Here is a 26,775-nt window from a genome sequence, read left to right as displayed (position 1 = left end):
TTGAGACTAACAATATACTGTTTGCATAATTTTTATATGCAATAGATTTATATTAGCGAATCACTTACCCTTTTTCACCACAATAAATAATATTCAATCTCTTCCAGCCTAAAAAGATAAAGCGTTACAACATATTGGATACCATTCCCCTAAAAGATCCGCTCCCCCACAACGATAAATTCAAGACAATAAAAAACCCGCCATAAAGACGGGTTTTGTCATCAATTTTATGCCCAAAGGGCAACAAATTAACGTTTGGAGAACTGTGGACGACGACGTGCTTTGCGTAGACCAACTTTTTTACGTTCAACAGAACGCGCATCACGGGTAACGAAACCAGCTTTACGCAGATCAGAACGAAGAGTCTCATCATAAGCCATCAGTGCACGAGTGATACCGTGACGGATTGCGCCTGCCTGACCTGAAATACCACCACCTTTAACAGTGATGTACAGATCCAGTTTTTCCAACATTTCAACCAACTCTAGCGGCTGACGAACGACCATGCGCGCAGTTTCGCGGCCAAAGTACTGTTCCAGTGTACGCTGATTGATTGTGATGTTACCGCTACCTGGCTTAATGAAGACACGAGCGGAAGAGCTTTTGCGGCGACCAGTGCCGTAGTATTGATTTTCAGCCATTGCCTATAATCCCGATTAAATGTCAAGAACTTGCGGTTGTTGTGCCGCGTGGTTGTGCTCGTTACCTGCGTAAACTTTCAGTTTACGGTACATTGCACGACCCAGAGGCCCTTTTGGCAACATGCCTTTAACCGCGATTTCAATCACACGCTCAGGACTGCGAGCAATCATTTCTTCGAAAGTCGCTTGCTTAATTCCACCTACATGGCCTGTGTGGCGATAGTAGATTTTGTCTTCGCGCTTATTGCCGGTAACAGCAATTTTTTCTGCATTCAGAACGATGATATAATCACCAGTATCCACGTGCGGAGTATATTCCGCTTTATGCTTACCGCGCAGACGGCGAGCCAATTCAGTTGCAAGACGACCTAAAGTTTTGCCATCTGCATCAACAACGTACCAGTCGCGTTTTACGGTCTCTGGTTTAGCTGTAAAAGTTTTCATTAAAACTTACCCAATATTGAAGTTACACGTTGGTGAACACTCATGTTCATAAGCTTTGTGAGGTTCACACGACTCTTGTCCAGCAAACCTACCCCTTCGAGCAGCCTAGCCGGCATTATGCGATATTTCTTGGGAAATAAGAAAATATCGCTGTAACGTGGGGTCGCAAGATTATAGAGAAGTCAGCAATAAAAATCGACCCCAAAACACATTTTTTTTCACCACGCGGTGAACTGCGTCTTTTTTGTGCGAATAGCATGCCGGCATTTAATCGACTTAAGCCAAATGCGGGATCTTTAAATACTCTTCGCTTTGCATTTCCTGTAAACGAGAAAGGCAGCGCTGGTATTCAAAGGCTAATAAATTACCTTGGTACAGCGATTCCATCGGCACCTGTGCGTTAATGATCAACTTAACCTTACGCTCATAAAACTCATCCACTAACGCCAAAAACCGCCGTGCTGCATTTTCTTGTTTGGAATCTAACGCTGGCACATCATATAAAATGACAGTGTGATAACAATTGGCTAGATAAATATAGTCATTTTGGCTACGAGGCTCATCACACAATGCTTTAAAACCAATCGCAAGTACCCCTTCTGCGCTGCTGATAGCCTGCATTTTGCGATGATTCACTTCTAATACAGGTTGTTGTTCGCCTCGCTTACCTGCCAGCTTCACGAAAATTTCATTGAGATGCTGGCGATTTTCTTCATTTATTGGAGAGAGGAAAAGATGAGCCTGAGTTAATGTTCTTAGCCGATAATCAACCCCAGCATCAACATTCATCACTTCGCAATATTTTTTAATTTGTTCAATTGCAGGTAGAAAACGAGCGCGTTGCAGACCATTACGATACAGCTCATCAGGGATAATATTGGATGTCGCAATAAGCGTGATGCCTCGGGCAAATAGCCCCTCAAGCAATGTGCCTAAAATCATCGCATCCGTGATATCAGAGACAAAAAACTCGTCAAAACAAAGGACATCCGTCTGTTTTTTAAACTCATCAGCAATAATATCTAGCGGGTTTTCTTGACCTTGCAGAGCCATCAAGTCTTCTTGGACTTTTTTCATAAACCGATGAAAATGCAAACGAAGTTTCCGGTTTCCCGGTAAACTTTCATAAAACATATCCATAAGCCAAGTTTTACCTCGGCCAACTCCCCCCCACATGTATAACCCTTGTACAGGTTCAGTCACAGCAGCATGCTTTTTGCCTAGTAGACGTTCTAAGCGCATTTTCAACCCAGAAGGCTTTTCCTTTTGTTCATTTGAAGAGGATGACGCGATCAGTTGCTGATAAATTTCATCTAAACGCTCTACAGCACGTTTTTGTACGTCATCAGGCTGGTAGTGACCTTCAGCAAGAGCCTGCTGATAACGCATAGTAGGAGACATCGGCGACATTAACTGAATAATCCTTAAAAAATTTTCGGTTTTTTTACCGTTATATGGTATACACTGCCCTTATTATAACCAGATTCATTTATTATTTAACGTCTAGTTAACGAATGCTAAATAGAGTAAGGAATTTCACCTTAGTATTCCACTCTTTAGTGATTAACAGGTATAGTTATAAGTAGCCAAGCTTAATTTCTGCGAACAGTGAAGTAAACGAAGGAGTCAGCATGACCTGGGAGTATGCACTAATTGGATTAGTTATTGGTTTCATCATCGGCGCATTAGTTGTCCGTTATGGGAACCCAAAACTTCGTCAACAAAAAACAGCACAAGCTGAATTAGACAAGAAAAACACTGAGCTAGAAGAGTACCGTAAGGAGCTAGTCGGTCATTTTGCTCGCAGTGCAGAATTACTTGATAATATGGCTCGTGATTATCGTCAGCTATATCAGCATATGGCTCAAAGCTCATCTGAGTTAATGCCAGATATGCCAGCGCAAGATAACCCGTTCAATTATCGCTTAACAGAATCAGAAGCGGATAATGACCAAGCACCCGTCAAAATGCCACCAAGAGATTATTCCGATGGGGCATCAGGGTTATTCCGTCCTATTGACGAAAAAGAGAAGTAATTATTCATTTATGCTCTAAAGTATTTGAGGGGCAGCGCGCGAACAATAGCTTCATACAGCAAGCTGCAACTTAAAATATAACGAGTCGAACCACCAGCAAAGCAATTTGCTGGTGGATACCAAATATCATTTTCTATTTACACTAAACCAACGAGTTTGCTGCTGTAAATTAATCAGTTAACTCTATTTCACAATATATCGTTTCATATTAAATATTTCTTTTTATTTCAAAACTGTATAGAAATTAAGTCCTCATCTACAATACATGTAAATAGATGTAAAATAATGGATAACCGCTACCCGTTGTATGAACTTTTGCGCATAATCCATGGTCATAGTTATCAGTAAAATCAAATCTGATATGAGAAAAATATCCTGATTGGTGTAGCAAGGCTACAACCTGATAAATTTTATTCTTGAGAGAATCTACGGAATGATGAAAAGAAAAAATTTCTTTCTCACTGCAGTCGCAATGAGCCTAGGGTTATCCCTTTCAATTTTACCTTCAATTAGCAGTGCTGCTTTGCCTGCGACATTACCAGCAACGGCACAAAGCCAAAATATGCCAAGCTTGGCATCTATGCTTGAAAAAGTACTGCCAGCGGTGGTGAATATCCATGTTTCTGGTACGCGCGTTCAAAATCAGCAGATCCCAGAAGAATTAAAATTCTTCTTTGGCCCAAATATCCCTTCACAACAACAAAGTGTTAGGCCATTTGAGGGCTTAGGCTCTGGCGTTATTATTGACGCACAACAAGGCTACATTTTAACGAATAATCACGTGATTGATGGCGCGGATAAGATCCAAATCCAACTGAATGATGGGCGTGAAATTGATGTCAAACTCATTGGTAAAGACGCGCAAACCGATATTGCGTTACTGAAAATCACCAATGCGAAAGATATCAAAAACCTTACCGCCGTTAGCATGGCAGATTCAGATAAACTCCGTGTTGGTGACTTTGCCGTTGCCGTTGGTAACCCATTTGGTTTAGGGCAAACAGCGACTTCAGGTATCATTTCGGCACTGGGTCGTAGTGGTTTAAACCTTGAAGGGTTAGAAAACTTTATCCAAACCGATGCTTCTATCAACCGCGGTAACTCCGGTGGTGCTCTGGTTAACTTAAACGGTGAATTGATTGGTATCAATACCGCAATCTTAGCTCCGGGCGGTGGTAACATCGGTATCGGCTTCGCTATCCCAAGTAATATGGCGAAAAACCTCAGTGAGCAGTTAATTAAGCACGGTGAAGTAAGACGCGGTATTTTGGGTATTAAAGGCACCGAAATGAATTCAGATATTGCTAAAGCCTTTAATATCGATGCTCAACGCGGCGCATTCGTCAGTGAAGTTCTGCCTAAATCTTCTGCCGCTAAAGCAGGCATTAAATCAGGCGACGTCCTCGTGTCTGTTGATGGTAAACGTATCAACAGCTTTGCTGAGCTGAGAGCCAAAATTGGTACTAGCCAGATTGGTAAAGAGATCACGATTGGTTTGATCCGTTCAGGAAAACCAATGGATGTTAAAGTGGTTTTAGAAAACAATGAAGGCGAAGCCACTAAAGCGGAAAAACTGAGTGAATCATTACTTGGTGCAACATTATCTAACGCAACAGTTAATAACACCAAAGGTGTACAGATCGATAACGTAACACCTAAATCACCAGCAGCGGCTGTCGGTTTAGTGAAAGGTGACCTCATTTACGGTGTAAACGATGTTCGTGTCGAAACCATCGAACAGTTCCGTAAAGTCATTGATGCTAAACCACCAGTACTTGCTATGAAGGTTCTGCGTGGTGGTGAAACCTTATATCTATTGATGAAAAACTAATTAGCCCTCTGTACTTCGAGTGACTGTCAGTTACATATGGCTTCCTTTAACTCGAAATATTTAGAGCGTTACACAAAATTGTTGTAAAAGATCAAAACAGGTACAGGACAAACTGCTGTGCCTGTTTTTTTATGTTATGCTCAAGTTCCCTTTATTAACATCAACAACCTGAATAATTCGATATCTTATGGTGAAAAAGCTTATCTGGGCAGCAATGCTAGGCCTATTAATCGCTATGATTATTATCGTTGCGGTTCCTTCCCTACGTCCTCAAGGCTTAGCAGATTTGCTTTATGGTAAAATAGATAGCGAACCTGTCAGTTATAATAAGGCTGTGCGTAAAGCCGCTCCAGCTGTTGTTTATGTTTATAGCAGCTCAAAAGGCAGTTTTTCTCAATCAGGCCGCGAATTGAAATCACTTGGCTCGGGTGTGATCATGAGTTCAAATGGCTATATCATCACCAATAAGCATGTGGTTGATAACCCTGATCAAATCTTAGTCGCCTTACAGGATGGCTCTATTTTTGATGCGCTATTAGTTGGCTCGGATGCTCTGACTGATTTAGCTGTACTAAAAATTGATGCAGAAAATCTTCCCGTTATCCCAATTAATAAATTCCGCGTCACCCATGTAGGCGATGTCGTGCTCGCTATCGGCAACCCATATAATATTGGTCAAACCGTCACCCAAGGGATTATCAGTGCAACAGGTCGTGTAGGGTTAAGCTCCACTCGGAGGCAAAACTTTTTACAAACCGATGCATCGATTAATTCAGGTAATTCAGGGGGAGCTTTGATTAATAGCGAAGGAGAGCTTGTCGGTATTAACACGCTTTCGTTCAGTGCAGGCCAAGGGGTTAGTTCAGAAGGCCTAAGTTTTGCTATTCCAACAGCACTGGCTACAAAAATTATGGAAAAACTGATCCGTGATGGGCGTGTGATCCGAGGTTATATTGGGATCACCGCACGTGAATTACCGCAAATTAGAACCAACAACAACAATATCGATCAGATTAAAGGTTTGCGCGTTTTCCAAGTTGCTCCCAATGGCCCAGCGGCTAAATCCGGCATTCTCCAAGGGGATATTATTTTATCCGTCGATAATAAGCCTGCAATATCAGCCGCTGAAACGATGGACTTAGTGGCAGAGATCCGCCCCGGTAGCAAAGTGCCAGTAAAAATCTTACGTGATGGTGAAGTAAAAGATGTCGATGTGATCATCGAAGAGATACCTGAAGGGCAAGCGGGCTAGGCTATTTTCTGAGAGTCTCCCCCACAGCAATACAAAAAAAAAGTTGTTCAATTTGAACAACTTTTTATGTTTATCTTATCGCTCTCATCCACGAATTAATCGTCAGATTTGATCCGTTCGATATTCGCGCCTAAACCACGCAGCTTATCTTCAATATGCTCATATCCGCGGTCAATATGATAGATACGATCAACCGTTGTAGTACCTTCCGCGATACAACCTGCAATGACTAAGCTTGCTGATGCACGCAAATCTGTCGCCATGACTTGTGCTCCAGTTAGCTTTTCCACACCATGGCATAACACAGTATTACTTTCGATTTCAGCATGCGCGCCCATACGAATTAATTCAGGAATGTGCATGAAACGATTTTCAAAAATTGTTTCTGTGATCATCCCTGCACCCTCAGCCACTAAATTCAATAGGCTAAATTGAGCCTGCATATCTGTTGGGAAGCCAGGATGCGGTGCAGTACGCAAAGTAACCGCTTTAGGGCGTTTGCCTTGCATATCAAGACTGATCCAATCTTCGCCCACCTCAATTTTAGCACCTGCTTCGCGCAGCTTCGCCAAAACGGCATCTAGTGTATCTGGACGAGCGTTACGGCAAACCACTTTCCCTTTTGAAACTGCTGCTGCAATAAGGAAAGTACCTGTTTCAATACGATCAGGCAGTACACGATAGGTACCACCACCTAGGCGCTCAACCCCTTCAATAACAATGCGGTCAGTACCAGCACCGGTAATTTTGGCACCTAATGTATTTAAGAAATTAGCCGTATCTTCAATTTCTGGCTCGCGAGCGGCATTCTCAATAGTTGTCGTGCCCTCAGCTAATGTTGCCGCGGTCATAATAGTCACCGTAGCGCCAACACTCACTTTATCCATGACAATACAAGCGCCTTTTAAACGCCCATCAACCGTCGCTTTCACATAGCCGTCTTCTAGGATAATGTGCGCGCCGAGCTGCTCTAAGCCTGAGATATGTAGGTCAACAGGACGAGCGCCAATCGCGCAGCCTCCCGGTAAAGAAACTTCCCCGTGACCAAAACGAGCGACTAGCGGTGCGAGAGCCCAAATGGAAGCACGCATGGTTTTGACCAGATCATAAGGCGCACAGTATTCAGTGACATTTCTGGCATCAACATAAATGGAACCATTACGTTCAACTTTCGTTCCGAGTTGATTCAGCAGCTTAATCGTTGTATCGATATCCCTAAGCTTAGGTACATTTTGGATCTCTACCGGCTCTTCAGCCAACAGCGCAGCGAACAGAATTGGTAATGCGGCATTTTTCGCACCAGAAATTGTTACCTCACCTTCTAAGCGGGTAGGCCCTTTAACTAAAAATTTATCCATTCGGTTACTCTCGTATTCACACTCGCCATACTTCAAGTTGCGGATGTAATCGACTTCCTTAGTCCAGTGGCTTGCTAGAACTTCCTTTCATTGAGCGACGACAGGCAACGTGAAATATTTGGAGTATAGATTTTAAATACTGTTCGCGGATTTTTTATCAAAAACCGTTTAGCTTGCGGTCGCGAGCCCACTCTGCTGGGGTATATGCTTTTATTGAAAGCGCATGAATACGGTTATCCGCGATATACTCCATTAAAGGGGCATAAACAGCTTGTTGCTGTTTGACTCTGCTCATATTTTCAAACATGGCACCGACGGCAATAACCTGAAAGTGGCTGCCATCACCATTAACAATTACCTCATCCAGAGATAGCTTATCCATCAATACTTGTTTTATTTCGTTGGGTTCCATATATGACTCAATTTTATAATCATTGGTTACGGGTATAAATAGACGTCTATCCTAAAGGATCCGTCACAATTCTTAAACCAAAGAAAACGCCTCTGGTGCACAAAAACACGCAGAGGCGCCTTTCTTTACACAAACTGACCTTAACTTAGCAATAATGACTTAACACCATAAAGCTCCATCAAGGTTGTTAGATTATCACTCATACCGACTATCTTCAGTGAGCGTTTTTCTGTTGCCAATTCGCCTTTTAGGCGCACTAGCATTGCTAGCCCTGTTGAATCAACGTGTTCCAAGCCCGAAACATCGATTTGCTCAACCTCAGCAAGTAATGATTTTCGCTTTTCCCAGAACACCAGCAAAGAGTCTCGGCCTAATGTGCCGGACAGTAACAATGCCGATGATGACTTTTCCCACGTAAGATCATGACTCATTTGACTATTTCTCTTCCAGCGTAATAGGTGCTTTCGCACTGATTTCTAACTGTTTTGTTAAGCCATCAATGCCTTGTTTACGCAGGATATCACCCCATTCGTTTTGTTTGGTCGTGATCATACTGACGCCCTCTGCAATCATATCATAGGCCTGCCAGTTACCTGTTTTACTGTTTTTGCGCCATTGGAAATCAAGGCGTACTGGTGGACGGCCATTTGGATCTATGATGGTGACTCGAATAGCAACAATGTTTTTATTCCCAATAGGTTGCTCTGGTGCTATCTGATAAGTTTGACCATGGTACATCGCGAGTGCTTGACCATAAACTTGCTCAAGATACGCTTCGAAAGCAGTAAAGTAAGCGTCACGCTGCGCAGGCGTCGCGTTCTTGTAGTAAGTGCCTAAGACTAAAGCCCCTGCATATTTAATTTGTACATATGGCAATAATTCTTCACGAACAATAGTTCTCAGGTAGTTAGGGTCTTTACGAATTTGCGGCTGCTCATTCTTTAAACGGGTAAAGGTTTTTTCAGCCGCTTCATCCATCAGCTTATACGGGTTGGTTTGATCTATCGCCATTGCAAATGGTGCAATCGCTAACATTGCTATCATCATTAAGCGCTTAAACATAAGTTATTCCTTCTAAATTCGTCTTAACATCGAATCAATTAGCAGCAGGAGCAGGTTGAGATTCAGCGCCTTGGCTATCGCCGCTCTTATACAAGAATTGACCTATCAAATCCTCTAAAACCATCGCAGGTTTGGTATCTTCAATACGTCCACCATCTTTCAATAATTCTGCATCGAGACCTTCACCATAGGGCCCGATATTCATCGCAATATATTGCTCACCGAGTAAGCCGGAAGTACGAATAGATAATGAGCTGGTATCAGGAATATTATTATATTCACTTAGTAGGTCAATTTTAACATCAGGCACATAGGTCTCTTTGTTAAGCGTAATGCTAGCAACGCGCCCAATCACAACGCCCCCCACTTTCACTGGGGAACCTTCTTTTAAGCCACCAATATTTTCAAAAGAGGCCGAAATCTGATAAGTCGATTGGCTACCGAGCGATTTTATATCCGCCACTTTTAGGCACAGAAAAATAATTGCCGCAATCGCTAGCAATATAAAACAACCTACCCATACTTCACTTTTTTTACTTTGCATGACTTAGTTCCCAAACATCAGTGCTGTAAGTACAAAATCTAGACCAAGAACCGCTAACGATGCATGGACCACGGTTCGTGTTGTCGCTTGGCTAATCCCTTCCGATGTTGGGATAGCGTCATAGCCGTTGAACAACGCAATCCAAGTCACCGTTATGGCAAACACTAAGCTCTTGATAAAGCAATTTACAATGTCCATCCGCCAATCAACGGAGGATTGCATTGAGGCCCAAAAGAACCCTTCATCAATCCCTTTCCAATCAACGCCAACCAATGCACCACCTAGGATACCTACTGCAACAAATATCAGTGATAGCAATGGCATGCTAATAAAACCAGCCCAAAAACGCGGTGCTATCACTCGACGAAGAGGATCCACCGCCATCATTTCAAGGCTAGAAATTTGTTCTGTTGCTTTCATTAAGCCAATTTCAGCCGTCAATGCAGAGCCTGCCCGCCCTGCAAACAAAAGGGCTGTCACAACCGGACCAAGTTCACGCAACAACGATAGTGCCACCATCATACCAAGGCTGGCTTCTGCGCTAAACGTTGTCAGAACTAAATAGCCCTGTAACCCAAGCACCATACCAATAAATAGCCCTGAGACAGCGACAATCAAGAGTGATTGCACACCAACAGCATATAACTGCTTAATTAATAATGGCCACTGCTTGGAAAACTCAGGTTTCCCAATTAATGAGCGAAATAGCATATAACCCGCTCGCCCAAAGGCCGAAAAAATTTCAATCCACCGACGTCCGAGGGCAGCAATTGCCTCTACTATCATCTTATTTTACCCTAATAAATCAGCCAGATAATCATTGGCGGGGAAACGGAACGGTACAGGCCCGTCAGCAATACCATCTAAAAACTGCCTAACACGCGGGTCTTGGTTGTTACGTAGTTCATCCCCCGTTCCTTTCGCAATCACATGCTGCTGAGCCACAATATAGGCTTTATCCGCAATGCTCAGTACTTCAGGAACATCATGAGAAACCACAACACAAGTCACGCCTAACGCCTGATTAAGCTCATCAATCAATTTGACCAAAACTCCCATCGTAATGGGGTCTTGCCCAACGAAAGGCTCATCAAACATGATCAGTTCAGGATCAAGTGCAATCGCTCGAGCTAATGCAGCTCGTCTTGCCATCCCGCCTGATAACTCTGAAGGCATCAATTTCGCAGCACCACGCAAACCAACCGCCTCTAGTTTCATCATCACCGTTGTGTGGATCAATGACTCAGGTAAGTTGGTATGTTCACGCAGCGGAAATGCGACGTTATTGAACACATTCATATCCGTAAACAGCGCACCAGACTGGAAAAGCATGCTCATCTTTTTACGCGACTGGTACAATTTTGAACGTGATAACGCTGGAATATTATCACCATCAAACCAAATTTCACCTTGTTCTGGGCGTAACTGACCACCAATGAGACGTAATAAGGTGGTTTTACCAATCCCTGAAGGCCCCATAATTGCCGTTATCTTACCGCGTGGTACGGTTAGGTTAATATCCTCGAATATTTTCCGACTACCACGGGTAAAAGACATGTTACGTACTTCAATTAAGTTGTCTGTCTGTGCTTGCATTTGTTTGATAGCTCATTACACCATGAATTTTGTCTTTTAGACGCACCAAGAGCACGATCTTACAGAAAGATAAACCGAAAATCGTCTAATATCGCATCTGATTGTATTTATAGTATTATAACGTTCGAAATATGTCTGTTGATGTTCAAAATGTGTATTTATATAACTAAAAGGAACATAAAACAGTTCAACGACTTATAGTTAACCAGATTTTTACGCAATTAAAGCAGATAGCTCTTAGACTTTAAAAATTTGTTATCGTTTGAGAATACTAAAGTTTATCATCTTTTATTTGGTTTATGATGCTAATAAATGCAAAGCGCTCTTTGACTTAAGTTTTTGTTAATCACAACACCGTTAGTATTCATTAAAGTACAATGAATATTCGACTAATTTGACAAAGCACTTACTGATAGTAAGTATTCGTTATACAATTCGCGCTCGCTAATCCGATTAACTGAAAAGCTACGCATGGAACAGAAAATGTCAAACATCGATTTTCAGCAAGTAGGCAAAGAAGTTCTCCATATCGAAAGTGAAGGCCTAAAAAACTTAGAACAATATATCAACGATGACTTTACTCACGCTTGCCAGCGCATTTTTGCCTGCCAAGGGAAGGTTGTTGTGATGGGCATGGGGAAATCGGGACATATTGGGCGAAAAATTGCAGCAACATTAGCCAGCACAGGTACCCCTTCTTTCTTTGTTCACCCCGGAGAAGCCAGCCATGGTGACTTAGGGATGATCACCAATAAAGATATTGTATTGGCGATTTCTAATTCAGGAGAGTCAAGTGAGATCCTTGCGCTGCTGCCTGTTTTAAAGCGAATTAAAGTTCCGCTGATCTGTATGACCAATAATCCCAATAGCAGTATGGGCAAATATGCAGATATCCATCTATGCATCAAAGTACCAAAAGAAGCTTGCCCACTGGGACTTGCACCAACCACCAGTACAACAGCAACGCTGGTAATGGGGGATGCTTTAGCTATTGCGCTACTGACGGCAAGAGGCTTTACGCCAGAAGATTTCGCCCTTTCCCACCCAGGTGGCGCACTAGGGCGCAAACTTTTACTACTAGTTCGTGATTTAATGAACGTTGGCGATGATATTCCGCATATTCCTCAAACAGCAACGTTACGTGAAGCTTTAATTGAGATTACTCGCAAAAAATTGGGGATGACGGTTATTTGTGATGACGAAATGAATATTGCTGGTATTTTTACCGACGGTGATTTACGTCGTATTTTCGACATGGGCATCGATCTTAATAATGCCAAAATCGCCGATGTAATGACCCGTGGTGGAATTAGAGTGTCACAGAATATGCTAGCAGTAGAAGCACTCAACCTAATGCAGTCTAAACATATTACTTCGTTAATGGTTGCTGAAGGTAATAAATTAGTGGGTGTCTTGCATATGCACGACCTCTTACAAGCAGGCGTGGTATAAAAAGGAATGATTATGGATCCGCACTATCAGGATACCTGTTATGGCCCAGTCGCCGAGACAGTATTGCAGAAAGCCGCTAAAGTTAAATTATTAATCTGTGATGTCGATGGCGTTATGTCTGACGGACTGATTTATATGGGTAATAACGGCGAAGAACTCAAAGCCTTCAATGTCCGTGATGGATACGGTATTCGCTGCTTACTCACCTCTGGTATCGAAGTGGCGATTATCACCGGTCGAAAAGCCAAATTGCTTGAAGATCGCGCGAAGACATTAGGGATTACATATCTTTACCAAGGTCAAAGCGATAAGCTTTTGGCGTATCATGAACTGTTAGATACACTGAAGATAACAGAAGAAGAAGCGGCCTATATTGGGGATGACCTTATTGATTGGCCTGTTATGGCAAAAGTTGGGCTATCGGCAGCGGTTGCTGATGCACATCCATTATTACTACCAAAGGCAGATTACGTCACACGTCTTGGTGGGGGTAAAGGGGCGGTACGTGAACTTTGCGACCTCATCCTTCTAGCGCAAAATAAACTGGAAGAAGCTAAAGGCTTATCGATTTAAAGAATAAAGACACCCATGAGTAACGCTAAAAAGTGGTTAATTATCCTGTTATCATTGATAGCACTTGGTCTGATCGGCTGGAACCTTGCCGGTCTTGACACAGACACGCCCACAAACAGTGTCCTTGATAACAGCCAACCTAATTATCAAACCGATGATTCAGTGACATTTGTCTATAATCCAGCGGGTGATTTGGCCTATAAATTAGTATCAGATAAAATTGATAATTATACGGCTGAAAAAATCACTTGGTTTGCTAACCCTGTTTTAACAACATACAACGAAGTCGGTGTACCCACTTGGACTGTACGGGCGCTAAAAGCCAAGTTAACAAATGATAGAGTGCTCTATCTGTATAACGATGTACAGGCCGATAGTTTAAGCCCGGATTCCCAAATCCAACGGATTTCAACCCAAAGTGCCGTCGTTAACCTGATAACACAAGATGTTTCATCAGATGACAAAGTCACTATTATCGGGCAAGGCCTTAATTCTACCGGTCTAAAAATGCGCGGTAACCTGCGCTCAAGAACCGCAGAGTTAATTGAAGATGTAAAAACACATTACGTGCTACAAAAAGAAGAGCAAAAAAATGAATCAAGTAAATAAAAAGCGTTTTATTCAAGGAGCCGTTGCCAGCGCAATTTTTGCTCTTAGCGTACCAGCTTCTGCATTAAAAACTGACACGCAACAGCCAATGACGATTAATTCAGTCAAGCAATCCCTTGATTTAGAAAAAAATGTCACCACATTTACTGATGATGTCGTTATTAAGCAAGGCTCTATTGATATCCGAGCAAATAAGGTGGTTGTGACGCGCCCTAGCAGTAATTCAGATAAAATTACGATAGAAGCGTTTGGTAACCCAGTGACCTTCTATCAATTACAAGATGATGGTAAGCCAATTAAAGGCCGAGCGTCAAAAGCACGCTATGAGGTGGATAAAGAGCTCCTTACATTAACTGGCAATGCTTATCTTGAGCAGTTAGACAGTAATATTAAAGGTGATAAGATCACCTATATCGTGCCAACGCAGCAAATGGAAGCGTTTAGTGACAAAGGGAAACGTGTCACGACAGTATTATTGCCATCACAGCTACAAGAAAAAGGCCCAGCGGCAAACAACGGAAAGAGTAAATAATCGTTATGGCGACATTAACCGCAGAGAATCTGGCAAAAGCCTATAAAAAACGCAAGGTCGTTGAAGATGTTAGCCTTGAGGTGAAATCTGGCGAAATTGTTGGTCTTTTAGGCCCTAATGGTGCGGGAAAAACGACCACCTTTTATATGGTCGTCGGCATCGTCCAGCGGGATGCAGGCAAAATTACCATTGATGGTGAAGATATTAGTCTCCTTCCGCTTCATGAACGTGCGCGCCGTGGTATTGGCTATCTTCCTCAAGAGGCGTCGATTTTCCGTCGTTTGAGTGTTTATGATAATCTAATGGCAGTGCTAGAAATACGCCATGACCTCAACACTGAGCAACGCAAAGAGCGTGCAGAAGAGTTAATGGAAGAATTTAGCATTACCCATTTGCGTGATAGCATTGGCCAATCGTTGTCTGGTGGGGAACGTCGCCGCGTAGAGATTGCTCGTGCATTAGCAGCAAACCCGAAATTTATTCTATTAGATGAACCGTTTGCAGGTGTTGACCCGATTTCGGTATTAGATATTAAAAAAATTATCCAACATTTACGTGATTATGGCTTAGGAGTACTCATCACTGACCATAACGTACGTGAAACGCTCGATGTTTGTGAAAGAGCCTATATTGTCAGTCAAGGGCACTTAATTGCTCATGGCACACCTGAAATGATCCTAGAAAACGAACAAGTAAAACGGGTATATTTAGGGGAAGGTTTCCGGTTGTAAGTCATTGGTTAAGCATTCAATTGAGGTGGAGATAAAAGCACATTCATGAAGCAAAGTTTGCAGCTCAGAATCAGTCAACAACTTGCAATGACTCCTCAATTGCAACAGGCTATCCGTCTGTTGCAACTTTCTACGCTTGAGCTACAACAAGAGATCCAACTCGCCCTAGAAACTAACCCGCTTCTGGAACAAGAAGAAAACACCTCTGACTTAGACTCCCTTGATAGTCTCGATATTCATACTGACAGCAGTGAAATCGATACTAAAGATGCCCTTGAAAAAAGTGATATGCCAGATGAGCTTCCTTTGGATGCGAATTGGGATGAAATTTATACTGCGGGTACGCCATCGGGTACAAATAATGACTATAGCTTTGATGAGTTACCCGTCTATCAAGGGGAAACCACACAAACGCTGCAAGACTATTTGTTATGGCAATCTGAATTAACGCCTTTTACAGACACAGACAGAGCGATTGCTACCGCGATTATTGACTCAATTGATGATTCTGGCTATCTGACAACGCCAATAAAAGAGATCCACGAAGGTATCAATAACCCAGATATCACACTTGAAGAAGTGGTCGCTGTTTTAAAACGCATTCAGCATTTTGATCCGCTTGGTGTGGCAGCACAAGATCTGAAAGAGTGCTTATTGATCCAGCTATCCCTTTACCCAAAAGGTACTGACGGGCTAGATGAGGCTCGGTTGATTATTAGTCAACATATTGATTTACTGGCTAATCGTGATTTTCGCCAGCTCAGTAAACTCACCCGTCTAAAAGAGGATGCTTTAAAAACCGCTATTGACCTGATATTGACGTTGAACCCTAAACCGGGCCAATCTATCAATACCGGAGAGTCGGAATATGTTATTCCCGATGTTTTGGTGAAAAAAATCAACGGGCACTGGCAAGTTGAATTAAATACAGATAGCATCCCTAAATTAGGTATCAATAATCACTATGCTTCTTTGATAAAAGATTCCGTGAACGAAAGTGATTCACAATATATTCGTAGTCACTTACAAGATGCCAAATGGCTGATAAAAAGCTTAGAAAGCCGTAATGAAACTTTGTTAAAAGTGGCGACTTGTATTGTAGAGCAACAACAAGAATTCTTTGAGTTCGGTGAAGAGTACATGAAACCCATGATATTGGCAGATATTGCTTATCAGGTGAATATGCACGAATCAACGATTTCGAGAGTGACAACTCAAAAGTTTCTCCATAGCCCGCGAGGAATTTTCGAGTTGAAGTATTTTTTCTCTAGCCACGTCAGTACCGATACAGGAGGTGAAGCCTCTTCAACGGCAATACGTGCGTTAGTGAAAAAACTGGTTGCTGCTGAAAACCCAGCAAAACCATTAAGTGACAGTAAATTGACAAGCATGCTAGCCGAACAGGGCATTCAGGTTGCACGTCGAACTGTCGCTAAGTACCGTGAATCGTTATCTATTCCGCCCTCAAACCAACGCAAACAGTTGGTTTAATTGATAAAATAAGGAAGGTTGTATGGAATTTCAGATTACTGGACACAATATTGAAGTCACCCCTGCATTACGTGAAACTGTTGAGAAAAAGATCAGAAAATTGGAACAATTGTTTGATCGCATTAACGGTATTCAAGTCATTCTGAAAGTTGAAAAAGTTCAGCAAATTGCTGAAGCAACTGTGCAGGTTAATGGTGCTGAACTCCATGCGTCAGCGGAAGAAAGTGATATGTACGCTGCAATTGACCAACTGGTAGACAAACTGTCACGCCAATTAACTAAACATAAAGAAAAACTGAGACAACACTAATACATTTATGGTGAAATCACAGGTTGATTTCAGGCCTTCACCAGACCTTCAATGTTTAGTGGCGGTCATTAGGGATTGTAAAAATAAGCGTCGAAAGCCAAACGGTTGGTTTTCAACGTATGAAACAATGCGAACAACAGTATGCGTTCTCAGTTTGTTAACAACAATCCCAAATCATACTGTGGTGTATAACTAATAAATGGCTTAAACCAGATGGTGGCATACACCATCTGGTTTTGTAGTCCTAAGTGAACAATAAAATGAACAGTGATATAGAAATCCAATTAAGCGCCGTATTATCTTCAGCTTGTACACGCAATAACCTTACTTGTACTAGTAAAAAAAGAGCACTTGAGATTATTAGTGAACTGGCTGCCGCAGAGTTGGGATTACCGGAAAACACGGTATTTGAAGCTTTACTCACCAGAGAAAAAGTAGGAACAACAGGTATTGGCGGAGGAATCGCCATCCCTCACGGCAAGCTAGCAGAAGGTGAACATACACAAGCTGTTGGTGTTTTTTTGCATCTGGAAGAGCCAATCGCCTTCGATGCCATTGATAACCAACCTGTTGATCTGCTTTTTGCGCTATTAGTGCCCGCAGATCAGTGTAAAACGCATCTACACACTTTATCATTAATCGCGAAAAAATTAGCCGACAAATCTCTTTGTAAGCGTCTGAGATCGGCACAAAGCGATGCAGAGTTATATAGTATTATTACTGAGTAGCCTATAATTAAATAACTTCGTCATCACAGGGTTACATGTCTATGAAATTTTGATATTTTCTATATAGCTGTACTGACATAGACTGTGATGTTCTGATAAGTAAGCAAACGATCTATTCAACTATCGGGGTCCTATGATCACCGAAAAGAAACAAAAGGGAGTTAGCTCATGGTGCTGATGATTGTCAGCGGCCGTTCCGGTTCGGGAAAATCCGTTGCCTTACGTGCGCTGGAAGATATGGGTTTCTATTGTGTGGATAACCTGCCGGTTGTGCTGCTTCCAGAACTGGCCAATTCACTCGCAGATCGTAATATTTCAGCTGCTGTGAGCATTGATGTGCGTAATATGCCTGACAACCCAGAAATCTTTGAAGAGGCTTTAGGTAGATTACCTTCTAGCTTTTCGCCGCAATTGCTATTTCTGGATGCCGATCGCAACACATTAATTCGCCGCTATAGTGATACTCGTAGATTACATCCACTTTCGAGCAAAAACTTGTCACTTGAAAGTGCTATCGATGAAGAAAATGAGCTTTTAGAGCCTTTACGGTCACGCGCTGATTTAGTGATTGATACCTCAGAAATGTCAGTCCATGAATTAGCCGAGATGCTCAGAACGCGTTTGATGGGTAAACGTGAACGAGAGCTAACCATGGTATTCGAATCTTTTGGTTTCAAACATGGTATCCCTATCGATGCAGACTATGTTTTCGATGTGCGCTTTTTACCGAACCCACATTGGGATCCGAAATTGCGCCCAATGACAGGCCTCGATCGCCCTGTTGCCGCATTCCTCGATAGGCACACAGAGGTACACAACTTTATTTATCAAACACGTAGCTACCTTGAATTATGGCTGCCTATGCTTGAGACCAATAACCGTAGTTACCTCACGGTGGCAATCGGCTGTACCGGAGGGAAACACCGTTCGGTCTATGTCGCTGAGCAATTAGCTGATTACTTCCGTTCTCGTGGTAAGAATGTACAATCTCGCCACAGAACCCTAGAAAAACGCAAGTAATGACCTTAAAAGCGACAATCACATTAAAAAACCGGCTTGGTATGCATGCTAGGCCGGCAATGTTACTTTATGAATTAGTTAAAAAATTTAACTCTAAGGTTATTTTACGCAATAATAATCAGATTGAGGCTGAGGCCGATAGCGTTATTGCGATGTTGATGTTAGACTCAGAGCAAGGAAGTACCATTGATATTGAGGTTAGCGGCCCTGATGAGGATCAGGCTTTATCCGCGATTATTAACCTGTTCGAAAGTGGATTTGATGAAAGCTAGTATAATCCACCATTTATTTATGAACTAAATATCAATAATTTTACAAGTATTGGCTCAAAGATCGTGATCATGATCTCTTCCTTTTGGAGCTTGAAGAGCCTAATATTTTATACAATTTTATCACAGCGACACCCCCTACCTTATTGGGTGGGGGGTGTTTGCTTTGTACGTCTCTATTGGAGTGTGGTATGACAAAGCCAACAATTATTATCAATGATTTAGATGCAGAACGCCTAGATGCACTGTTGGAACAAGCAGCTTATGCGGGTACCCCAGTTGCTGACGCACTGAATGATGAACTTGATCGTGCAGACATCCTGTCACCACAGGAAATTCCTGCCGACGTCGTCACAATGAACAGTACGGTGCGTTTTCTTGATTTGATTAGCAATGAAGAACGCACACGCACTTTAGTTTACCCAGCCTCTTTAAAAGATAGTGCTGAGCAGCTCTCTGTTATGGCGCCAATCGGTGCGGCTTTGCTTGGTCTGCATGTTAATGATGAGATCAGTTGGGCATTGCCTAATGGTGTTGAAACACGCGTAAGAGTACTCGAAATTATTTATCAGCCAGAAGCCGCGGGTGAATACCATCGTTAATGGTATAAAATCGCCTAACTTAGCAATAACATCAATGTATTAAATAAGCAGGCTGACGTTAACAGAATAAAAAATGGGTTTTCCACGATAGGCTTTGCAGGCAAAGCGCTTGAAGCCACTTTATCAGGCAAAAAATAAATCTATTCTGTTTATTGATAAGGCACTTCAAAAGGAGTGCCTTATTCATTTGAGCAAATTACTCTCCCGCAATACTCATTTCAGGTAACAATACAGAGCCACACTGAATATTACTGCGAGTTTCAATATCATCGGCAATCGTGACGATATTTGCCCACATATCTTTTAAATTACCTGCTATTGTGATCTCGCTGACAGGATATTGGATCTCACCATTTTCCACCCAAAAACCGGAAGCACCACGTGAATAATCTCCGGTGATCCCACTGACCCCTTGCCCCATCAGTTCAGTAACAACCAGTCCTGTTCCCATTTGTTTTAGCAATGCTTCGAATGACAGCCCCTGACCAGCAATACGCCAGTTATGGATCCCTCCAGCATGCCCTGTACTTTGCAAGCCTAACTTTCTGGCTGAATAAGAGGTCATTAGCCACGTTTGCAACACACCATTTTCAATAATATTGCGCTCAGTGGTGCGAACCCCTTCACTGTCGAATGGCGATGACGCTAATCCACCGATTAAATGCGGCTGTTCAGTGATGGTTAACCAATCAGGTAAAATTTGCTTACCTAAGCTATCGAGTAGAAAAGAAGATTTGCGGTAAATACTACTTCCACTAATTGCCCCAACAAGATGACCAAACAACCCTGTCGCCACTTCAGCAGCAAAAATAACAGGTGCCTTCATCGTTGGCAGCTTTCTCGGTGAGAGGCGTGCCAATGTACGACGAGCGCACTCTTGCCCCACCCATTCAGGCGATTTCAAAGCACTTAAGCTGCGCCCGATGGTATAAGCATAATCACGTTCCATTTCACCATTTTGCTCTGCGATCACACAACTCGACATCGAATAACGGCTTGAGCAATAGCTTTGTAGCATACCGTGAGAGTTACCAAAAACCCGCACGCCATAATGACCATTAAAGCTTCCCCCTTCCGTATTCACAATACGCGGGTCAACCTTAAGTGCCGACATTTCCGCTTGTGACGCCAATTTAATTGCTTCTTCAGGAGTGATATTACTGGCTTGGAATAGTTGTAAATCAGGGGCATCAAAGGCTAATAGTGACTTCTCAGCAGGGCCTGCACATGGGTCTTCCGATGTGTAACGGGCAATGTCTACCGCAGCTTGCACTGTACGCTCAATCGCTTCGGGGCTTAAATCTGTTGAAGAGGCGCTCCCTTTACGTTGGTTGTGATAAACGGTGATCCCAAGTGCGCCATCACTATTGAATTCAACATTTTCGACTTCTCCTTGACGGGTACTGACACTAATTCCAGTGCTTTTGTTCACAGCAACTTCAGCGGCATCACAACGACTTTTTGCAAAATGAAGCGCCCGTGCAACCGCCTCTTCTAAATTTTTACGTTGTTCGCTGACTTGTTCAGTTAAATTCATCGATTCAATCCACATAAAATGGGGGAAACCCGGCTTTTTTTACACCAACTCACAAATGTCGGGTGTCATCAGGGCTTTTTCCCAGTTACAATACATAATATATGAATGTTAACATCCACAACGCGGCAGGTCATGCAATTACACGCTGCGTTCTGTAAAAAGGAAATCGATATATGGCCAAACAGCCTGAAGACTGGCTGGATGATGTCCCAGCGCCGCAAGATGAAGACGATGATGAGATCATTTGGGTCAGTAAAAGCGAAATTAAACGCGATGCTGAAGTTCTCAAAAAACTGGGGGCCGAACTTGTTGAATTAAGCAAAAATGAACTTGAGCGCATTCCACTTGATGCTCAGTTACTCGATACCATTGAACTGGCACAAAAAATCAAGCGTGAAGGTCGTCGTCGCCAACTACAATATATTGGTAAGTTGCTACGCTCTCGAGACGTTGACCCCATCACAGAGGCTTTAGATAAACTGAAAAATCGCCATAATCAGCAAGTTGTCATTCTGCATAAGCTTGAAGACCTGCGTACACGCCTTATTGAAAATGGTGATGATGTTATCGAAGAAGTCGTTGCTCTGTTTCCCCATACAGATAGACAACAACTTAGGGCATTGGTACGTAACGCTAAAAAAGAGCGTGAAGGCAATAAGCCACCAAAAGCCTTCCGCCAAGTTTTTCAATATTTAAAAGAGCTGTCCGAAAGCGCTTAAATCACCATCCCCTATACCACTCACAATATGCTATAGGGGATGATGTCAAAAATAGATTAAAAACTAACCCCTAAACATTGCCTTGCTTCTTTTATATCAACTTCATATTCACCCATAATGAATTTTTTAAGGTTCTCTCTGAGTACGATTGCATCAATAATTGTTTGATCTTCTAAGACACTATCAATAACCAATGTATTCCAATTTTTGACGGCTAATAGTGCTTGAGCCACCTGATTACCATAGAACGGATTATCACTCTTTAGAAAATTAGCGATATATTGTAGCTTAGGAAGTTTTTGTAAAATATTGATATGACTTTCTTCCATATAGAGAATTGAAAAAGAGAGTTTTTTTAATTTTTTTAACTCAGAAAACTCATCAGGTAGCCATCTCATTTTATGATTATAACTCATATCCAAGTGTGTAAGATGTGTTGACTTGGTTAATGCAATTGGAAAAGTATCCATTAGACAATGGCTGATATTCAGTTCATATAATTTGGGTTGTGGTGCAGTAATATTGATATTTGCATTACCCGATAGCAGTAACACCTTTAAACTTTGAAGTGCTTTGTCGATAAGAAATAAGGTTTCTTCATCTTGAAAACCAAGATCTAAATATTCTAAATTGACTACCTGATATAAAATACAAGGGAACTCGGTAAAATTACAATGGCTTAACAGCAGTTTTTTCAGTTGATTGAGTACAGGTAGTCTTTCGGGTAAACTTGAAATAGTGTTAAAACTTAAATCAATAGATTCTATCTGATTGATATTTAATATATCTATTGGAAATTCAGTCAACGAGCAGCACGCTAAATTAATGGATTTTAAATGGTCAGTCTGCATGCCCTTCAACGATAATTCTTTTAGCGGATTATTTGATAAATCTAGCTCTTTAATATTTTCAAGCTGAAATATTTCTTCGGGTATTTCTGTAAGATTTAGGTTAGACAAATTAAGTTTAGCATTTTTTGATGCTTTAAACTTATCTATTGCCTTCTGAACTTGACTTACTATATTACCATTTTTCTTAATCGAATTACCTTTTTTTATCGCCTCAATGATTTTATCTATTTTGATATTTTCTTCGGCGTCATCATAATACTTTCCAGATAATACGTCTTTTGCATGATACCTTAAATCTTGGAAACCTAAAAAGATGCCTTTACTCCCCTCATCATAGATTGAAAAACAGTGGTCATCCGAAATAATATATTCCGCTGTGACTTTACCTGTTATATTTATCACTCCATGATTATAAATTCCTATCATGGTTTGCTCAACGGTCACATCCCCCTTGATGATAATACAAGCTCCCCCAAATGCTATGTTCTTAGCTGATACATTCCCTTTTACAATAACGGTTGGACCATAATCTACATTACTTTGAGTTAACGCATTTTCGATAATAAGGTCTTTTTCAAAAAGAATAATAGTCCCTCTCATCTCGTCTATATCATCAATTTCTAAAGAATCCAATGTGATACTTTCTTTGACCCGTAAAAGTCGGCCGTTATAATAATCCTCAAGATAACTAGGTAGAAACTCGAGATGGTATTTTTTAACACAATCGGAAAAACTGATGTTTATTCTTTCAAAAAAATTCATTTCCCTTACCTTATTTAGCATTATTTTATTATAAATAAATCTAGCTTTAGTCATAAATATTCAATTATCATTAACCTTGCGATAAATGTAAAATGATTAAACCCAATAACAGTAGAATAATCATTATTAGGATATAAATAACGTAATAATCCTAAAAAACGTTAACTATCTTGCATTTGCTTGATAGTCATACAATGTCTCCGTATGATACTGACGTTAATCATATTCTTACCCGTATTATCGCGGCTGCTATCCCCGATAACCTTATGTGGAAGATATGGATAATTCAAGAAATCGAGCATGGCGTAGAGCCAAAAATAGAATCCACTCGCCGCGAAAAAAACGAGATCGCTTTCCCGCTGAGAAAAATTGGAAACAGATGTATGGGCGTAGGAAAAAATTATTCGCGCGACACAGCTAGGTATGGCATACCTCCAAATCAGTAACAGACAGCTTGCTCTGAAAGGTTTGGAGGAAATACATAACAGTAAATGAATATTTTATTTATTTGTAGTCGTAACCAATGGCGTAGCCCAACCGCAGAGCAAATTTGGCGCCACCATCCAAGCTGGTCGGTACGCTCTGCTGGCACCAGTAGCAATGCAAGACGCCGAATTACCGCAGATTTGCTCCGTTGGGCTGATGTTATTTTTGTCATGGAACAAAAACATAAAGATCGGCTAAAAGCCAATTTTACTCGCCTACTCGAACACAAATCACTTTATGTACTCGATATTCCTGATGAGTATCAATACATGGACCCGCAATTAATTGAGATACTTAAAGATATTGTTCCAAGTTATCTCAGCGAGTTTATCCCGTAAGAAATGACGATAAGTGAAACCTTTTTTAATTACCCTTAAAGAAGGTTTTATCACAAAATTGATTGAGCCAACATCGAACCTACCGTGTTATCTATTTTATGATTAAAAAAACATTTTATTGGCTTATTCAATATAAAAACCCATAATTCAAACACAATAGGATGTTATCAAAAATGAAAAAATGGTTAGCCTCTCTTTTTAAAAAAGGACAAGAAAATTATCCTGTCGTTTGGAATACGAATATCACGCCAATCTATCAGCATTTATTGCCTTGGATAAACGAATTATCCCCACTCCCTGAATCACTGTCTGAGCTCCCAGATACAACTGAAGTCGATGAAAATACAATTCGTTGGGCTAATGGCGCTGAAGATGGTGTATTCAGCCACCACGGAATGGGGGCTTCTGAAATCACTGCTAGCGAAATTTACACTTCACTAAAAAGAGCGCTGGAGAAAAACGACAAAGAATCGGTTTATCATTTCTATCAGCAAGTCGCCGAACAAAGCCCGTTATCTTATATCGACGACCTAATCCATTTAATCGTCGATAAACAAGAGATCCATGCGCCAAAATTGGAAGCCTTTACCGACTGGTTACTCCACAATAGCCCCGATACTAATGTGGTTAAATTGGCCATTTCCTTTACTGTGTTTTTTCCAAGTGATGAACGCCTTAAGACACTTTATTGTCTTGCTTGCCATGATGAATTCACGCTTTACACTATTATCCCAATCCATGCGATGCTCACATCCACATCTGACTATGATGCAATGTGGCTAAAGTTAGCAAAACGTGTTGAAGGCTGGGGGCGCGTACATCTTATTGAACATCTACCCGATGAAATAAGTGAGGAAACCAAGCAATGGATACTGACTACAGGCTATCAAAATAGTGTTATGGTTGAATATACCGCTTGGCACTGTGCAACCTATTGCCACTTGGCAGATGCATTAGAAACACAAAATGATAGCCAATTATTAGTAGCCTCATCCGATATTATTCAAGCGTTGCTAGGCGGTGGGCCGGCACGTGATATCAATGACTATGATGATGCTTTTCGTTGTTGCTTCAATTACTTGAGCCGCATTTTAGAACAAGATTATTTATTAGACTATTATTTTACTGTACTCGGCATTAATGATTATTTTCAAGAAAATAGCGAGAAATTTGAAAATAGCACAGCCATCACTTCATTAGCACAAACTATATTGGATAACCCTATATGGGATAAATTAATCGCTCAAGGTTTAAATAGTGATGATGATATCTTATTCCGTAATAGCACCAGTATAGCCAGAGCCCGTGGTCAAGATATCTTCCCTTATCTATACGAAAAACAGTTAAATCATCCTGAGAATGATTTGTGGTTTGAGTTAATGAAAACGAACGATATAGACCGACCAATTCAAACAAGTGATAGCCTTAGCAGAGCAGCAGCTCCCATTAGAAGCAATATCGACAGGGCCGAGTGATAGCCTTGGTCTTGGTGCTGGCTATGTACAACATGGAAAACTTGATTTTATTTTACAAGAATTACCGCGTTTTCCTGGTGTCGGTTTATCTATGATCCTCTGTGGGTTGCAAAGCCCTGTAGTGCGTAACCGTAATATGGCTCTTAGGGCATTAGCGAATTGGAAAAGAGAAGATTGGCCTCAAGACTTAGAGCCATTGCTGACTCAATGTCATGCCATTGAGCCGGATAACGAAACCAAGGCAAGATTTGCAGCCCTCTTACGGGGCGAGCCACTTGAAGATTAATAAAATCAGGCTGGTTGACTTCAATCAGCCTGATTTTATATTCAGTTAAATTGAGTTTTTATTGAGTGAAGTAATGTTGGGAATTCTGTATACCCTTCTCTATCAAGGAAATGCCCAGCTTCTTCCTCAATAATCACTTCGGTTTGTAATGCCTTGGCGAGTGTTTGTGATGATTGTGGTGAAACGACCCAATCATTGGTAGAGATAATTGAAATCCTTTTATCTGCTATATCAATTAAATATGGGTAATCCAATCGGCTCAACGTGTGAGGCTTTAATTCAGGTAGTGTGCTTTGCTCCTGATCAAAACCCGCTACTAAAATATAGCCACCGACTTTATTGCCTTTTGCAACCTGCTGCTCTAAAAAGCGCAATACGGTCACACACCCTAGGCTATGCCCAATAAATAGGGTATTTTCATCAATCTCAATTGCTAAGTTTTTGAGATGTTGTTGCCACTTTAATGGCTCGGGTGATAGCGGTTCAGGCATTTCAGGTACATACACTAACGCGCCTAACGACGCCAACTCAGCCTTTAACCATGGAAACCAGTTTTTTTCTGGTGAAGCGGTATAACCATGCACAATGACAAACTTCTTACCTTTCAATGACTCATTTTGAGAAACGTCATTTGCCATTTTTATTTCTCCATAACCTTAATCAGTTGGCATATACTATACCACGCATCATTTAATGGTTATTTAGAATTTTTCGTTATATCTAGGGCGAAAATAAACTCATCTTCCCACATATCTTGTGCATCATTCATTACATCAATAATATCCGAGAATTCTATCCGCTGAGTTGATGTCATGTGGCTAAAAACAA

31 protein-coding genes are annotated in these 26,775 nt (G+C 41.4%); 18 read left to right on the top strand and 13 right to left on the bottom strand.

Annotation, left to right across the window (positions count from 1 at the left end; all coding sequences use genetic code 11):
* Positions 1 to 248 precede the first annotated feature (248 nt).
* The 3 genes from rpsI to zapE form a co-directional block, all read right to left on the bottom strand.
* Positions 249 to 641, bottom strand: a complete 393-nt coding sequence (gene rpsI / locus PSE69_RS14435) for a 30S ribosomal protein S9 (RefSeq protein ID WP_004258235.1) — start codon at positions 639 to 641, stop codon at positions 249 to 251.
* A gap of 15 nt (positions 642 to 656) precedes the next feature.
* Complete coding sequence (rplM, locus tag PSE69_RS14430) at positions 657 to 1,085, bottom strand: 50S ribosomal protein L13 (RefSeq protein WP_004925433.1); 429 nt, start codon at positions 1,083 to 1,085, stop codon at positions 657 to 659.
* 276 nt (positions 1,086 to 1,361) lie between these two features.
* Complete coding sequence (zapE, locus tag PSE69_RS14425) at positions 1,362 to 2,495, bottom strand: cell division protein ZapE (RefSeq protein ID WP_121874585.1); 1,134 nt, start codon at positions 2,493 to 2,495, stop codon at positions 1,362 to 1,364.
* A gap of 221 nt (positions 2,496 to 2,716) precedes the next feature.
* On the opposite strand from zapE, the gene zapG reads away from it, so the two are divergent.
* The 3 genes from zapG (at position 2,717) to degS (ending at position 6,204) form a co-directional block, all read left to right on the top strand.
* Complete coding sequence (zapG, locus tag PSE69_RS14420) at positions 2,717 to 3,121, top strand: Z-ring associated protein ZapG (RefSeq protein WP_004925439.1); 405 nt, start codon at positions 2,717 to 2,719, stop codon at positions 3,119 to 3,121.
* A gap of 436 nt (positions 3,122 to 3,557) precedes the next feature.
* Entirely contained in the window at positions 3,558 to 4,952 is a 1,395-nt protein-coding gene (locus PSE69_RS14415; RefSeq protein WP_183124483.1) for a Do family serine endopeptidase, read from the top strand.
* A gap of 187 nt (positions 4,953 to 5,139) precedes the next feature.
* The gene (degS, locus tag PSE69_RS14410) at positions 5,140 to 6,204 is read left to right on the top strand and encodes an outer membrane-stress sensor serine endopeptidase DegS (protein ID WP_004925447.1); all 1,065 of its coding nucleotides are present in this window, start codon (positions 5,140 to 5,142) and stop codon (positions 6,202 to 6,204) included.
* A 95-nt stretch (positions 6,205 to 6,299) separates the two neighbouring features.
* On the opposite strand, the gene murA is transcribed toward degS, so the two are convergent.
* From murA to mlaF, 7 genes are all read right to left on the bottom strand, one after another.
* Entirely contained in the window at positions 6,300 to 7,562 is a 1,263-nt protein-coding gene (gene murA, locus PSE69_RS14405) for a UDP-N-acetylglucosamine 1-carboxyvinyltransferase (protein ID WP_004925449.1), read from the bottom strand.
* 157 nt (positions 7,563 to 7,719) lie between these two features.
* Positions 7,720 to 7,974, bottom strand: coding sequence for a BolA family iron metabolism protein IbaG (gene ibaG / locus PSE69_RS14400; protein ID WP_004925453.1), 255 nt, complete (start codon positions 7,972 to 7,974; stop codon positions 7,720 to 7,722).
* 140 nt (positions 7,975 to 8,114) lie between these two features.
* Positions 8,115 to 8,405, bottom strand: a complete 291-nt coding sequence (gene mlaB / locus PSE69_RS14395) for a lipid asymmetry maintenance protein MlaB (protein WP_004925456.1) — start codon at positions 8,403 to 8,405, stop codon at positions 8,115 to 8,117.
* 4 nt (positions 8,406 to 8,409) lie between these two features.
* A complete protein-coding gene (mlaC, locus tag PSE69_RS14390; protein ID WP_004925458.1) occupies positions 8,410 to 9,036 on the bottom strand; it encodes a phospholipid-binding protein MlaC in 627 nt (208 codons plus the stop codon).
* A 34-nt stretch (positions 9,037 to 9,070) separates the two neighbouring features.
* Complete coding sequence (gene mlaD / locus PSE69_RS14385; protein WP_004925461.1) at positions 9,071 to 9,580, bottom strand: outer membrane lipid asymmetry maintenance protein MlaD; 510 nt, start codon at positions 9,578 to 9,580, stop codon at positions 9,071 to 9,073.
* A 3-nt stretch (positions 9,581 to 9,583) separates the two neighbouring features.
* Positions 9,584 to 10,366: a lipid asymmetry maintenance ABC transporter permease subunit MlaE gene (mlaE, locus tag PSE69_RS14380; protein WP_004925463.1), complete on the bottom strand. Its 783-nt coding sequence runs from the start codon at positions 10,364 to 10,366 to the stop codon at positions 9,584 to 9,586.
* A gap of 6 nt (positions 10,367 to 10,372) precedes the next feature.
* Positions 10,373 to 11,176, bottom strand: coding sequence for a phospholipid ABC transporter ATP-binding protein MlaF (gene mlaF, locus PSE69_RS14375; protein ID WP_004925466.1), 804 nt, complete (start codon positions 11,174 to 11,176; stop codon positions 10,373 to 10,375).
* A gap of 483 nt (positions 11,177 to 11,659) precedes the next feature.
* Here mlaF and kdsD point away from each other — a divergent pair, with 483 nt between their 5' ends.
* The 11 genes from kdsD to rnk all read left to right on the top strand — a co-directional run bounded on the left by kdsD (position 11,660) and on the right by rnk (position 19,493).
* Positions 11,660 to 12,628, top strand: a complete 969-nt coding sequence (gene kdsD, locus PSE69_RS14370; protein ID WP_014657575.1) for an arabinose-5-phosphate isomerase KdsD — start codon at positions 11,660 to 11,662, stop codon at positions 12,626 to 12,628.
* Between the two features lie 12 nt (positions 12,629 to 12,640).
* Positions 12,641 to 13,201, top strand: coding sequence for a 3-deoxy-manno-octulosonate-8-phosphatase KdsC (gene kdsC / locus PSE69_RS14365; protein ID WP_014657574.1), 561 nt, complete (start codon positions 12,641 to 12,643; stop codon positions 13,199 to 13,201).
* Between the two features lie 15 nt (positions 13,202 to 13,216).
* Positions 13,217 to 13,810 (top strand): LPS export ABC transporter periplasmic protein LptC, encoded by a 594-nt coding sequence (gene lptC, locus PSE69_RS14360; RefSeq protein WP_004925475.1) that lies wholly within the window; start codon positions 13,217 to 13,219, stop codon positions 13,808 to 13,810.
* Positions 13,794 to 14,342, top strand: coding sequence for a lipopolysaccharide ABC transporter substrate-binding protein LptA (gene lptA / locus PSE69_RS14355; RefSeq protein ID WP_004925478.1), 549 nt, complete (start codon positions 13,794 to 13,796; stop codon positions 14,340 to 14,342). The genes lptC and lptA overlap by 17 nt, the downstream gene beginning before the upstream one ends.
* Positions 14,343 to 14,347: 5 nt before the next feature.
* On the top strand, positions 14,348 to 15,073 hold the full coding sequence (gene lptB / locus PSE69_RS14350) for an LPS export ABC transporter ATP-binding protein (RefSeq protein WP_004925481.1): 726 nt from the start codon (positions 14,348 to 14,350) through the stop codon (positions 15,071 to 15,073).
* 45 nt (positions 15,074 to 15,118) lie between these two features.
* On the top strand, positions 15,119 to 16,564 hold the full coding sequence (gene rpoN / locus PSE69_RS14345) for an RNA polymerase factor sigma-54 (RefSeq protein WP_272675283.1): 1,446 nt from the start codon (positions 15,119 to 15,121) through the stop codon (positions 16,562 to 16,564).
* Positions 16,565 to 16,586: 22 nt separating this feature from the next.
* Positions 16,587 to 16,874 carry a ribosome hibernation promoting factor gene (gene hpf, locus PSE69_RS14340; RefSeq protein ID WP_004925485.1) on the top strand — a complete coding sequence of 96 codons (288 nt, stop codon included), beginning with the start codon at positions 16,587 to 16,589 and terminating at the stop codon, positions 16,872 to 16,874.
* A gap of 260 nt (positions 16,875 to 17,134) precedes the next feature.
* Positions 17,135 to 17,602: a PTS IIA-like nitrogen regulatory protein PtsN gene (gene ptsN / locus PSE69_RS14335; RefSeq protein WP_004925489.1), complete on the top strand. Its 468-nt coding sequence runs from the start codon at positions 17,135 to 17,137 to the stop codon at positions 17,600 to 17,602.
* A 168-nt stretch (positions 17,603 to 17,770) separates the two neighbouring features.
* Positions 17,771 to 18,622 (top strand): RNase adapter RapZ, encoded by an 852-nt coding sequence (rapZ, locus tag PSE69_RS14330; protein ID WP_004925493.1) that lies wholly within the window; start codon positions 17,771 to 17,773, stop codon positions 18,620 to 18,622.
* Positions 18,622 to 18,894 (top strand): PTS phosphocarrier protein NPr, encoded by a 273-nt coding sequence (gene npr, locus PSE69_RS14325; protein WP_004925495.1) that lies wholly within the window; start codon positions 18,622 to 18,624, stop codon positions 18,892 to 18,894. Before rapZ ends, npr begins: the two co-directional genes overlap by 1 nt.
* Before the next feature lie 188 nt (positions 18,895 to 19,082).
* Positions 19,083 to 19,493, top strand: a complete 411-nt coding sequence (rnk, locus tag PSE69_RS14320; RefSeq protein ID WP_004925498.1) for a nucleoside diphosphate kinase regulator — start codon at positions 19,083 to 19,085, stop codon at positions 19,491 to 19,493.
* A 196-nt stretch (positions 19,494 to 19,689) separates the two neighbouring features.
* Here rnk and pmbA read toward each other — a convergent pair whose 3' ends face one another.
* Complete coding sequence (gene pmbA, locus PSE69_RS14315; RefSeq protein ID WP_014657572.1) at positions 19,690 to 21,030, bottom strand: metalloprotease PmbA; 1,341 nt, start codon at positions 21,028 to 21,030, stop codon at positions 19,690 to 19,692.
* A 173-nt stretch (positions 21,031 to 21,203) separates the two neighbouring features.
* On the opposite strand from pmbA, the gene yjgA reads away from it, so the two are divergent.
* Positions 21,204 to 21,749 (top strand): ribosome biogenesis factor YjgA, encoded by a 546-nt coding sequence (gene yjgA, locus PSE69_RS14310; RefSeq protein ID WP_121874583.1) that lies wholly within the window; start codon positions 21,204 to 21,206, stop codon positions 21,747 to 21,749.
* 56 nt (positions 21,750 to 21,805) lie between these two features.
* On the opposite strand, the gene PSE69_RS14305 is transcribed toward yjgA, so the two are convergent.
* Positions 21,806 to 23,362 (bottom strand): leucine-rich repeat domain-containing protein, encoded by a 1,557-nt coding sequence (locus PSE69_RS14305; protein WP_230088946.1) that lies wholly within the window; start codon positions 23,360 to 23,362, stop codon positions 21,806 to 21,808.
* A gap of 491 nt (positions 23,363 to 23,853) precedes the next feature.
* Between PSE69_RS14305 and PSE69_RS14300 the strand changes: the two genes are divergently transcribed.
* The 3 genes from PSE69_RS14300 (at position 23,854) to PSE69_RS14290 (ending at position 25,947) form a co-directional block, all read left to right on the top strand.
* Positions 23,854 to 24,186, top strand: coding sequence for a low molecular weight protein tyrosine phosphatase family protein (locus tag PSE69_RS14300; protein WP_004925512.1), 333 nt, complete (start codon positions 23,854 to 23,856; stop codon positions 24,184 to 24,186).
* Positions 24,187 to 24,359: 173 nt separating this feature from the next.
* Positions 24,360 to 25,661, top strand: a complete 1,302-nt coding sequence (locus PSE69_RS14295; RefSeq protein WP_272675282.1) for a hypothetical protein — start codon at positions 24,360 to 24,362, stop codon at positions 25,659 to 25,661.
* Positions 25,603 to 25,947, top strand: coding sequence for a hypothetical protein (locus tag PSE69_RS14290; RefSeq protein WP_272675281.1), 345 nt, complete (start codon positions 25,603 to 25,605; stop codon positions 25,945 to 25,947). The genes PSE69_RS14295 and PSE69_RS14290 overlap by 59 nt, the downstream gene beginning before the upstream one ends.
* A gap of 41 nt (positions 25,948 to 25,988) precedes the next feature.
* Here PSE69_RS14290 and PSE69_RS14285 read toward each other — a convergent pair whose 3' ends face one another.
* The gene (locus tag PSE69_RS14285; RefSeq protein WP_014657567.1) at positions 25,989 to 26,585 is read right to left on the bottom strand and encodes an RBBP9/YdeN family alpha/beta hydrolase; all 597 of its coding nucleotides are present in this window, start codon (positions 26,583 to 26,585) and stop codon (positions 25,989 to 25,991) included.
* Positions 26,586 to 26,775 lie beyond the last annotated feature (190 nt).

The sequence above is a fragment of the Providencia sp. PROV122 genome, from assembly GCF_028482365.1.
Classification (GTDB): domain Bacteria; phylum Pseudomonadota; class Gammaproteobacteria; order Enterobacterales; family Enterobacteriaceae; genus Providencia; species Providencia stuartii.
Note: the sequence above shows the minus strand (reverse complement) of the source record. Positions and strands in the feature narration are given on the sequence as shown.